Below are 11,386 nucleotides of genomic sequence, written 5' to 3' on the forward strand. Positions count from 1 at the left end.
TGAACTTCGGTGATTCAAATTTCTCGTTATTTTTCTTCTTCTGTTTTCTCTTTTCTGGAAACTAAGGTAAAGTCCATCACGAACTCTTCTTCGCTGATATAATCAGCTGCCGTTGTCTTGACAATCCACTTTTCCATCAGTTCTTGCACTTCTTCAAATAGACGTTCTTTGTCTTCTTCCTTTAGTTGTAATGCGGCATTCATGCTTCGTCTTGATGTGGATTTATAGTTTGGATCTAGTTCAGGATAGACTCCTCCTTCACTCTCAAACGATTTCGCCCGTGAGATATAATACTTTTCAATTACACCTCCAACTCGTTTTTCCTCCACTAGGTCGATTAACTTTCCCTGATGTAACTTTTGCATGTGATAATGAACATTACCTGGTGTTTCACCAATCTGTGTCGCAACTTGCTTTGTCGTCTTAGGTGTTTCAAGTAGCACGCCCAGAATTTTAACTCGTAATGTACTCCCTAATAATTTCGATTGTTCAACAGAAAGTGGTAAAGGTGGATTATTTCTTTTTTTCATCCCATTTGTCTCCTTCCTTATATTTGTTAGGAATTTATAATCTATTTTTTTAGTTCGATCTACATAATTTTACCGAACTGTTTTTTTAGATCATCTTTAGTGTATGCTCTCCTCCTTCTTTTGTAAACCCCTTTTTAACTGAATATTGAATTTGACAGCAAGACTAATTTGGCTAAGGGGAATTCTTGGTATTCTCTAAAGCTTCTAGTTGCGGGCCCGTTAATACGGGATAAATTTTATTTTTGCCACAAAAAACAATCATGAGAGCATGCTCCCAACCCAAACAAAAAAAGAATCCCCTTTAAATTGGATTCTTGTATAGCCCATTCAATCAAGCTCTATGCATCCCCCAAGACAATGCAGTTTCCTTAAATAATCGGTGTCAGGCCGGAGTCTGCAAAACTGAAAATTAATAATATCCCATATGAGGTAATCCTTCGAGTAGCGGTTTTATCAATTAGCCTATTTTTCATTCTAATTCCCAGTTCCTTCAAATGTGGAAAGTAAAGCCATGTTTATACATTGAATCCTGACGAGCATAATCTGAAAAGCATCTTCTTCTCTTTTCCCTCTTTCCATCTCCGAGTTTGCTCCTCCCACTCCTATCATGTACATTAGTATAAAAGAATTACCCTTCACTAGGCAGGTGACTTTCGTTATGGAACAAAAATATGAGTTTATCGAACTCCATGAAAATTTACCATTTAAAATGTTTATTAATAGTGTTCATTCGATTCCTTTTCATTGGCATAAGGAAATCGAGCTTATTTTTGTCGTCAAGGGCTCGATTAATTTAATAGTGGAAAGCAAACCATACATATTAAATGAGCGAGATATTATAGTGATTAATAGTATGGACGTTCATAAAATCGATAAAACAGATACAGAAAATGTACTGTTAACGCTACAAGTTGATCCGGAATTAGCCAATGATACTCCAGAATTGGAAAAAATCATTTTCCATTGTCATTCTCAAGATTCCCAACACCAAGAAAACTATGATACGATTCGGGAATATCTCGCCCAAATGGCTTGGGAACTTAATAAAAGGGCTAAGGGATACCAGGCCAATCTGATGGGTATCCTTTATTTATTAATTGGTCACCTTATGCGCTCTTTTCCTTATGAAGTGAAGGATTCAGAAATTATCCAGGCCAATCATCATGATATGGAACGGTTAAGCCGCATTATTTATTATATCGATGAAAATTATATGCAGAAACTATCATTAAAAGAAATGGCAGAACAAGTGCATCTTAGCTTTTACTATTTTTCTCATTTTTTTAAAGATAAGATGGGCCTGTCCTTTAAAAAATATTTAACGCTTGTCCGATTAGATAAGGCAGCCAATCAGTTATTGGAAACAGATAAAAGTATCTTAGATATTTCCCTTGATTGCGGTTTCGCTAATAATAAGGCATTTAATAAAAGCTTTAAAGAAAAGTATAACATGACACCAAGTGAGTATCGCCAGCAAAATAAACATGATTCACAAGTTCCAGCGTTATTTCCTACAGCCCTAAAAAAAGCAAGTGCGGGAACTTATTTAGATGTAGCAAAAACAAATGACCTAGCGACTTTGTTTGAGTATTTACCTAGTAAAAAACCATCATTTACTGGCCATCTTTCTACTGTTAAGCTATTCCATGTAGAGATAGATACAACCCAGCCAGGACAATCTTATCATAAGTATTGGCAAACATTAACAACTGCAGGAAGGGCAGCCGAAGGACTACGTTCCGATTGGCAAGAACAATTCCGCACCTTGAAAGCAGATTTAGATTTTCAGTATATTCGTTTCCATGGAATTTTTAATGATGAAATGATGGTCTATCACGAATCCTCCGATGGAACAGTTACCTTTAATTGGAATTATGTCGATAAATTATATGATTTCCTCATCCAAATGAAGACACGGCCTTTTGTGGAATTAGGCTTTATGCCTTCTAGTTTAAGACGTTCGGATGAGACAATATATTGGTGGAAAGGTAATATTGCTCCACCTCACGATCTAAACAAATGGGTTTATCTAGTAGATAGTTTCGTTCGTCATTGTATACAACGTTATGGTCTAAACGAAGTTCAGCATTGGTATTTTGAAGTTTGGAATGAACCAGATTTAGAAGGAGTCTGTTGGACTGGAACAAAGGAAGAGTATTTTGAATTTTATCACGCAACAGCAAATGCCATTAAGTCGATTTCACCTGAATTAACAGTGGGTGGCCCTGCATTAAACTATGGAACTGCTTTGCAAAAAACATGGCTTTCAGATTTCTTGACCTTTTGTGAGCAAAATGAAGTACCGATTGATTTTATTTCTTTTCATATGTATTCAGAATACATCGATGCGAAAGAACCAATCTCCACTGGTTTAACCGAAATCAAGCAAGCTGCTTTTTATCAAGAAATTATTCAAAGTGTACAGGAAACATTAGATCATGCTAACCGCAGGGATTTGGATTTGCATGTGACAGAGTGGAATTTCTCTCTTTCATCACGGAATCTAATTCATGATACGATGTTTATGGGGCCCTTTATTATTAAGCATGTCCTAGATACAATTGGTAAAGTTCAATCATTAGGTTTTTGGACATTTACCGACATATTTGAAGAATTCCTTGCAGGTACCTCCATATTTCATGGCGGGTTTGGCTTGATGAATATGCAAGGATTAAAAAAGCCTTCCTATTACGCCTATTCTTTGTTGAAGAAACTCGGCTCGCAAATTCTGAAAAATGGAGAACAATACATTATTACAAAACAAAATGAAGACATCCAAATCCTTGCCTTTAATTATTGTCATGTCGACCAATTGTTTACCGAAGGAGACTGGTCAGGGATTTCCGAAAAAGATCGCTACAATGTATTTGATTTAAAAGAACAAATAAGTCTTGAAATCACACTTCACAACCTATCAGGCAATTACAAATATACCCACTATCAGCTAGACCGCAAGCATGGCTCAGTTTTTGATGAGTGGTTAGAAATGGGAGCTCCAGAATCTCCATCTATAGAAGAAATAAATTACTTACAAAAAAGAAGTGGTCCAGTGATTCGAACAGAGCACATTGTTCTTGACTCATCATTCCAAGCAACTATGGAAATCCCTACCTTTGGTGTTCAACTGATCGTTCTGCAAAAAATCATCTAACCAAAATAAAACATTCTTGCTAAAACGCAGGGATGTTTTTTGCTGTTTTTTATATTTAAGAAAGTGTTTGTACGTCTTTGTTTAAAAAGACAACAAAAAATGCCACGTTTCATAACAAAATTAGTCAAGTAAATGTTTACACTAATGATTAAAATGTGAGTGTAAGCAATTTTCTAAGATAAGGTTAGCAAAAAAATATATTCGATCGGTTTCTAGATAGGAGATGAAGAATGATGAAGATAGATGAAATTCTTTCTACATTAACTTTAGAAGAAAAGGTTTCCTTACTTTTTGGAAAAGGTATGTGGGATATCGCTGGGGTTCGTGATATTCCTGAAGTGACAATGGTGGATGGACCACACGGTGTTCGTAAACCGTTAGATATGGACAAAACTGGAGTATTTGAGGGGAATAATCCAGCTACTGCATTCCCAATACTAGGAGCCCTCGCTTCAACTTGGAATGTTGATTTAGCCTATGAAGTAGGAGAAGCATTAGCTGATGAATGTCACTATTACGATGTCCATGTCCTATTGGCTCCTGGAGTCAATATTAAAAGAACGCCATTAGGTGGAAGAAATTTCGAGTATTTTTCCGAAGATCCAATTTTAACTGGAGAAATCGCAAGTGCTTATATTAGCGGGTTACAAGAAAACGGTGTCGGAACTTCCCTTAAACATTATGCAGCAAACAACTCAGAATTTGAGCGAATGACCATTAGCTCTGAAGTAGATGAACGAACATTACGTGAGATATATTTAAGAGCCTTTGAAATCGCTATAAAGAAAGCGAATCCTTGGCTTGTAATGACTTCATACAACAAAATTAATGGTTACCGCTCAGAAGAAAACCCTTTTTTAATGAAGGAAATGCTTAGAAATGAATGGAGCTATGACGGTGTTACCGTTTCTGACTGGGGAGCTGTGACAGATCGTGCGAAAGCATTGGAAACTTCATTAGACATTGAAATGCCTGGACCATCTCTTTCCAAACAAAAACAACTCGTTCAGCAAATACGCAACCATGAAATTGATGAGGCTTTGGTGGACGCAAGTGTAAAAAGAATCTTAGAATTCGTTCAGAAGGCGAGCGAAGGGAAGAAAAAGGCAAAGGATCGTTGTGACTTTGAACAAAATCATTTAGTCGCAAAGCAAGTGGCTGTTGAGGGCACTGTTTTATTAAAAAATGATCGAAACGTGCTACCCATCAAAAAAGAGAAAACGAAATCATTGTTAGTCATTGGTAGACATGCTATTGATCCCCGAATTAGCGGGAAAGGTGGCAGTGCGATGGTGACTCCGTATAAGTTAGATATTCCTTTAGACAAGATGAAGGAAATTGCCGGGAACGATATCACGATTCATTATGTTGATGGGTATGATGATTTTAATTCAGAACAAAATGAAATGAAGCAACAAGAGGCGATTGCTTTAGCCAAGCAAGTAGATAACGTCATTGTATTTGCGGGCATCCCAGAGGAATTAGAAGAAGCAGAAGGATTTGATAAAGAAGTGACTGACTTGCCACAGTCGCAAATCAACCTCATCTTATCCGTCGTCAAAGAACAGCCGAATACGACTGTCGTTCTATCCAATGGGTCACCCGTCACAATGAACGAGTGGGTAGATGAAGTACCAGCTTTAGTCGAAGGCTGGTTTGCTGGACAAGCTGCTGGCAGCGCGATAGCTGATATCTTATTCGGATTTGCTAATCCATCTGGTAAGCTTTCAGAGACATTCCCAGAACGTATTAGTCATAACCCCGCACATTTAACCTATCCAGGGGAAAATGGAAAAGTTCATTATCATGAGGGAGTCTTTGTTGGTTATCGCTACTATGATAAAAAAGAGATTCAGCCGTTATTCCCATTCGGCCACGGTTTATCCTATACAGAGTTTACGTATGATTCGATTCATGTAAATAAAGAAGCCATACAGGATGATGAAACAGTTGAGGTTACTGTAACAGTTCGAAATAGTGGGGCAATGGCTGGCATGGAAGTGATCCAACTGTATGTGCATGATCAAGAATCCAGTGTCATTCGTCCATTAAAAGAACTTAAGAAATTCAAAAAAGTTCATTTAAATCCTGGTGAGGCAAAACAAATCACCTTTACTCTTTCGAAACAGGATTTTGCCTTTTACGATGTCCTCTCTCAAGGATGGCAAGTAGAAACCGGATCATTCGACCTTTTCATCGGACGTTCCGTTGCCGACATTCGTTTAACTAAAACGATTCATATAACAGCCACTGAAGAAAAGAAACCTGTATTTACCAGAAAAAGTTTAACAAAAGAATGGCTGGCCGACAAAAATGGCAAGAAAATCATTACGGATTTCTTTGATCAACTTAGTGATGAATTAAATATGGAGGATGAATATACATTATCTTTCTTGAAAGAATGCCCTATTTCAGCCGTCATTTCCCTATTTGGTCAAAAGTGGATGGAAACCAATGATGCTGAAGCAAAAGTAGATCAGTTGATTGCGCAAGTGAATCAATTAAATGAGGAAACTTCCAAGGGGGGATGTTAGGTGAACAAGTTAATTAACTTGATGAATGACAAGTTTGCGCCAAAATTAAATAAGTTTACAGAAAATGTCTGGATTTCATCCATTTCCGAAGCGATCATGATTATTTTACCTATGATCCTTGTCGGGTCTTTGTTAAACTTGTTCTCGATTTTAAATGATTTTATTTCATGGTTGCCTGATTTATCCCCTATTACGACATTTAGTTTCGGATTATTTGGCTTGTTCATCTCCTTTCTTACTCCATATTATATTATGGAGAAGAAAGGCTACGATAAAAATAAAATCATTGCAGGTGCAACAGGACTATCTTTATTTATTATGCTTCTATCTCCTACTATCTCTGAGGAAGGTAACATAAGTTTCATTTTAGATAGACTGGGACCTTCTGGAATGATGAACGCCCTTATTGTTGGTCTGTTTGTTGGCCTTGTGATGAGCATCTTTAAAAAGTTTTCCTTCTTTAAAAAAGGCAGCGAACTCCCAGAGTTTATTATGGAATGGATCGATGCGTTAATACCTATTACATTCATTTTGCTTATAGGTTGGGTCATTATCTATCAATTACAAGTTGATATGTTCGATGTGATCTTAAGCATGCTTGAGCCGCTTACATTAATAAGTCAAAGCTTCACAGGATTTTTAATCATTAATTTTATTCTTGTGTTCCTTTATTCATTTGGAATAAGTCCTTGGGTACTAATGCCGATATTAATGCCCATCTGGTTACAAGCCATTAATGAAAATGCTGAACTTGTGAAACAAGGTTTAGAACCAACTAATATTAATACCTTTGAAACATTCTTCTCTGGTTGGCTTGGTGTCGGTGGTCTAGGGGCAACCTTGCCTTTAGTGATATTGCTACTTTTTGCAAAATCTGCTCGTCTAAAGGCTGTTGGGAAAACAACCCTTGTGCCATCCTTGTTTAATATTAACGAGCCAATTGTGTATAGTGCAGTAGCCTTTAATCCAATCTTAATGATCCCTTTTTGGCTAAATGCATTAATATCACCGATCATCGTGTACTTTGCACTTAGTAGTAAGTTGGTTCCTATTCCAAGCATACTTTTCCAGCTTTGGTATACACCACTCGGGATTTCAACATACATTGTTTCAGGTATAGCAGGGTTAATTTTACTAGCCATTGTTCTAGCTGTTATGTTCCTTATCTGGTTCCCTTTCTTTAAAGTCTATGATAAACAAGAATGGCAGAAGGAACAAGAGCAATAAATCATTGTCTCTTATTAAATGAAGAGTGTCATACTGACTAAGAACTGAAAAAAGTCGCTAACGTGGCTTTTTCTGTTCTTAGTTATTCTAATCGTGGTTAAAGAAAAACGATTTTTGAACTGTAACTTTTCCTTTAATATGAACATAGTTCAAATTTTATCAACTTCTACAATCCTCAACACCAGCTGGAAACTTACAAATTATGCCTAAGAAGACAGAGCCCCTTTATTCTTCCATTTCATCCCACATTAAATAGTACTTCTTTTCATACCTACACGAAATGATTGCAGAGTAAAAGGTATATTCAATCTCCCCTTTACAAACATGCCCAAGGAGGATAAGTTATATTTAGTTCCGTATGTTTTAAGGGGGAAAATCTGTGAAAAAGAAATTAGGTTTATTCGTATCTATTATGCTTTTTATTGGTTTTATAGCCGGCTGTAGCCAAAAGACGAATTACGCAACAGATGGGCCATTTGTTCTCTTTACTTATTCGCCTGCTGGACCAGATGACTTTCGTAATATGTACTCACATAACTATGCCCTTTATGAAAATGGCAAACTTGTTTTATATACAGAGCCTGGAAATAAATTAAAGATTGGTGATGATGCTCCTGTACTTGAAACCCAAGTTCCGAAAGATGATGTAGCGAAGGTAAAACAGCTTATTGAGCAAAATAAATTTTGGAAGTTAAAAAAAGATGTGTCTACAGAATCTCAAGATGGGGTTTTTCTTTACCTGACGATTAATTTAACAGATGAGTCCAAAACCGTTGGTGGCTTAAATCCAAGCGAGCCAAAATTTATCGAGATAACGGATTTTATCTCTAGTTTAGTAACTAAAGAAGAGCGGAAATCATGGAATGAGGAAATTAAAGACCATATTTACGAGCTGAATCCAGAATAGTTCTTCACGCTACTATTCTGATTTTCGCTTCGCTCTTTCTCTCCCTTTATTCCCCTGGATTAAGAGGTGGGCTGCATCCATAAAAGTTCCAGCTCACATAATGGAACTTGCTCGTTTTTTTCCTTAAACTTAAACCACTGTGCCAAAGGAGGGAACTTACTTCTATTAGGATTCATTCATAAATTTAGGATTAAGGTCAAACACGATTTAAATGCGTATCTTTAAAATCCTTCGGATACTTTAAGCCAAAGCCAAACATTCTATCCATCCCAATATGTGCGGATAGTATGAGTCCGGCTGCTATCGTAATGAGACTTGATAATAATAATCCTATTTGTATCAAACCAATTGCTAAACTATAAGTATGAATGAAATTATAGACAATTGTTCCCACCTTCTAAATATCCTAACATCGAGATATCTGGGACAAACAAAAGAATGATGAACCAAAACCAACTAAACTCTAAATAGGAATAAAAATAAATACCTACTATTAGAACGGCAAATCCTTCTAAATGTAAAAGAATTTTACTCAAACTTATCCTCCATTCTATCGTTTCCGGTACATAATTCCCCCTATATATAACCTATTTTATCATTTTAGATATTCATTTCCGTCAATTAATAAATTATTGTTCCTAGAATCTATAAACCATCGTAATAGATGTTCCAACAACTTCGACATCTTTAAATCCCAATTTTCTATATACATGAACGGCATTAGTATTTTCAGGATCTACACTGAGTGAAATGGATGCAAAACCCGCTTCTTTTGCCTTTTGAATTATTTTATTCATTAACAAAGTCCCTACCCCCATTCCTCTCGCCTCTTCGCGAACTGCTATTCCAAGTTCAGGAGTATTGCGATCAATAAATCCATATCCCTTATTAGATTCGTCAAACAACCGATACCATACGGCGCCGATTGCTTGGTTATTCGCATTTATCGCTATTAAGGCGGTGTCTCCCCTTTTCCCCCAATCTTCATGATATTTTTTAAAATTAGGTGTGTTGATCAAAACCTCTTTTTGAGGCTTATTATCAGGAATATGAATAGATTCATATAACATATCTGTTAAAAAGCCCATTTCACTTTGCTTTAATTTTCTAATAATCATCAGCTATACATACCTGCCTTTTTATTTTTCTCCTCAAACTACATATATTTGTGATGACTCTGTATATAAAGAATTTCCTTAGTGTTGCTATTCTATTTGTCATATTATTATCGGGCTGTGATGCATACTCAAACGTTTCAGAAGACGAAATGGATTTTAGTGAATATAAACCGTTACCACCCAATGATCATATTAAAATCATTGGTGAGGAACCTGAGTAGCACTGTGTAAAGCAGATTGAAGTCTGTTTATTTTATGCTGTTCAAATAATGGCTACAAAGACCGCTTCTCCATTTTAGTCAGAATCACATCAGCCGCTCTTTTAGCGCCGCCAGCATTTCGAAAGGTTTCTGAAAGTTTCTGGGCATTTTCCCTAAATGTCTGATTCTCCAGTATACGAACGACCGCTGCTGCCAAATGTTTTGACTTTCTTCCTTTTAGTTTAACTCCCGCTCCCAGTTCGGCAACTCGGTCAGCTATGATTCTTTGTTCGCTATGTTGCGGAAATAAAACCATTGGAACACCAAAATACAAGCTTTCGCTCACACTATTCATTCCACAATGAGTAATAAATATATCTGCTGTCTGGAGCGTTGAGATCTGATCAACAGAGTTTTTCACTGTAAAATTTCTGGGCAAACTCCCAAGTACTGAAATCACAGTTTTTTCACCAACAGACATCAGGACATCATAATCCGTATTGGCAAATGCTTCAACACAGTTTTGATAAAAAGGGAAATTTTGATTTAATACAGTTCCAAGGGAAATATAGATTAATTTTCTATCTTTCTTATCATTTTGCTTAGATGGGAATGTCTTAATAGATGGTCCAACAAAGGAAAATCGGTCAGAAAAAGTACCCGCCAATGGCTGGAATTCTTTCGATGTATAAACAATAGTGTCTGTTTCATTATCATTTTGAATAATCGAGACAAAATTCTCTACTTGATACTGATAATCTTTTAATAGTTGAATTTTTTTGTTAATTTTTGGCATACCTACAAACATTTTCCAAATCTCTCCGAGGCTTCTCTTCATCATTTTTGCCGTATATTTATTAAATGCAAAAGTTGTAGTTGAACAAATATAGGGGATCTGCAGCTTCTGTGCAAATAATTTCCCCCAAAAGCATAAAGAATCGGACACAATGCAATCTGGTTGAATATCCCTTAATTCCTTGCAGACCTTTTCATCCAATGCAATCGTTGTATCAACGATCATTTCTATTAATGCAGCAAAATCCTTACCTGCCTTACGTTCCAATTCTTCTTGTGATAGCTTCGGCAAATATTCATCACAAGCAATAAATCTGGCACCAGCACCTTCTATTTTTGCCTGAAACTCCAGAAATGAATAATACCAAACTTGATGGCCTCTATTTACTAATTCGGTTACAAGTGGAATAGTAGGGTTGGTATGTCCATGTGCAGGTATGGAGAAAAATATAATTTTACTCATTCTATATCACCGTCCGCTAGTTCAGCTTTTTCGATCATCTCTGCCAACTGTAAGAAACCCTCCGTTTTTAAGACGGCGATTCCTTTTGTCGCATCTTCTCCCAAAATCACGAGCTTATCCCCTGCTTGAATCTGATACATATCACGCGCCTGTTTAGGAATGACAATCTGACCTCTTTCTCCTACCTTCACAACACCGAAAAATTGCCTTCCCTTAGGAGCGAGTCGCTTTGTCTCTTCTTCACTCATGTCACGGGACAATTGATCTAAAGTTATTTGAAAAATATCAGCTAGTATTTTGCCTTTATAAATATCAGGCACAGCTTCACCGCTTTCCCACTTAGCTACAGTCTGCCTTGATACATCCACTTTCTCAGCTAACTGTTCTTGATTTAGTTTATGTTTTTTACGCAAAACACGTATATTCATACCAATCATGTTTTTCAACTCCTTATATGTATA

The 11,386-nt window shown here is 36.6% G+C and carries 8 protein-coding genes and 1 pseudogene; 4 read left to right on the forward strand and 5 right to left on the reverse strand.

Going from position 1 to position 11,386, the window contains the following annotated elements; translation table 11 throughout:
- Nucleotides 1-26 precede the first annotated feature (26 nt).
- Nucleotides 27-530 (reverse strand): winged helix-turn-helix domain-containing protein, encoded by a 504-nt coding sequence (locus J2Z23_RS20025; RefSeq protein ID WP_057984903.1) that lies wholly within the window; start codon nt 528-530, stop codon nt 27-29.
- Between the two features lie 658 nt (nt 531-1,188).
- Between J2Z23_RS20025 and J2Z23_RS20030 the strand changes: the two genes are divergently transcribed.
- The 4 genes from J2Z23_RS20030 (at nt 1,189) to J2Z23_RS20045 (ending at nt 8,349) form a co-directional block, all read left to right on the forward strand.
- A complete protein-coding gene (locus tag J2Z23_RS20030; RefSeq protein ID WP_209974968.1) occupies nt 1,189-3,681 on the forward strand; it encodes a GH39 family glycosyl hydrolase in 2,493 nt (830 codons plus the stop codon).
- Nucleotides 3,682-3,911: 230 nt separating this feature from the next.
- Nucleotides 3,912-6,215 (forward strand): beta-glucosidase, encoded by a 2,304-nt coding sequence (locus J2Z23_RS20035; protein ID WP_209974970.1) that lies wholly within the window; start codon nt 3,912-3,914, stop codon nt 6,213-6,215.
- Nucleotides 6,216-7,442: a PTS sugar transporter subunit IIC gene (locus tag J2Z23_RS20040; RefSeq protein ID WP_209974972.1), complete on the forward strand. Its 1,227-nt coding sequence runs from the start codon at nt 6,216-6,218 to the stop codon at nt 7,440-7,442.
- Nucleotides 7,443-7,821: 379 nt separating this feature from the next.
- Entirely contained in the window at nt 7,822-8,349 is a 528-nt protein-coding gene (locus J2Z23_RS20045) for a hypothetical protein (protein ID WP_057984907.1), read from the forward strand.
- 196 nt (nt 8,350-8,545) lie between these two features.
- Here the strand turns inward: J2Z23_RS20045 and J2Z23_RS20050 are convergent.
- From J2Z23_RS20050 to J2Z23_RS20065, 4 genes and pseudogenes are all read right to left on the reverse strand, one after another.
- Nucleotides 8,546-8,885 (reverse strand): annotated as a pseudogene (locus J2Z23_RS20050) (DUF4260 domain-containing protein).
- Nucleotides 8,886-8,987: 102 nt separating this feature from the next.
- Entirely contained in the window at nt 8,988-9,467 is a 480-nt protein-coding gene (locus tag J2Z23_RS20055; RefSeq protein WP_057984909.1) for a GNAT family N-acetyltransferase, read from the reverse strand.
- A gap of 273 nt (nt 9,468-9,740) precedes the next feature.
- Complete coding sequence (locus J2Z23_RS20060; RefSeq protein ID WP_057984911.1) at nt 9,741-10,925, reverse strand: macrolide family glycosyltransferase; 1,185 nt, start codon at nt 10,923-10,925, stop codon at nt 9,741-9,743.
- Nucleotides 10,922-11,362, reverse strand: coding sequence for a helix-turn-helix transcriptional regulator (locus tag J2Z23_RS20065; RefSeq protein ID WP_057984913.1), 441 nt, complete (start codon nt 11,360-11,362; stop codon nt 10,922-10,924). Before J2Z23_RS20065 ends, J2Z23_RS20060 begins: the two co-directional genes overlap by 4 nt.
- Nucleotides 11,363-11,386: the final 24 nt, after the last annotated feature.

Origin of the sequence: Lederbergia galactosidilytica (genome assembly GCF_017873565.1) — a bacterium.
Classification (GTDB): domain Bacteria; phylum Bacillota; class Bacilli; order Bacillales; family Bacillaceae_C; genus Lederbergia; species Lederbergia galactosidilytica.

Coding starts and splice junctions, on each gene's coding strand:
- J2Z23_RS20060 (WP_057984911.1), bottom strand. CDS start 10,925: ATGAGTAAAATTATATTTTTCTCCATACCTGCACATGGACATACCAAC.
- J2Z23_RS20055 (WP_057984909.1), bottom strand. CDS start 9,467: ATGATTATTAGAAAATTAAAGCAAAGTGAAATGGGCTTTTTAACAGAT.
- J2Z23_RS20035 (WP_209974970.1), top strand. CDS start 3,912: ATGATGAAGATAGATGAAATTCTTTCTACATTAACTTTAGAAGAAAAG.
- J2Z23_RS20025 (WP_057984903.1), bottom strand. CDS start 530: ATGAAAAAAAGAAATAATCCACCTTTACCACTTTCTGTTGAACAATCG.
- J2Z23_RS20065 (WP_057984913.1), bottom strand. CDS start 11,362: ATGATTGGTATGAATATACGTGTTTTGCGTAAAAAACATAAACTAAAT.
- J2Z23_RS20030 (WP_209974968.1), top strand. CDS start 1,189: ATGGAACAAAAATATGAGTTTATCGAACTCCATGAAAATTTACCATTT.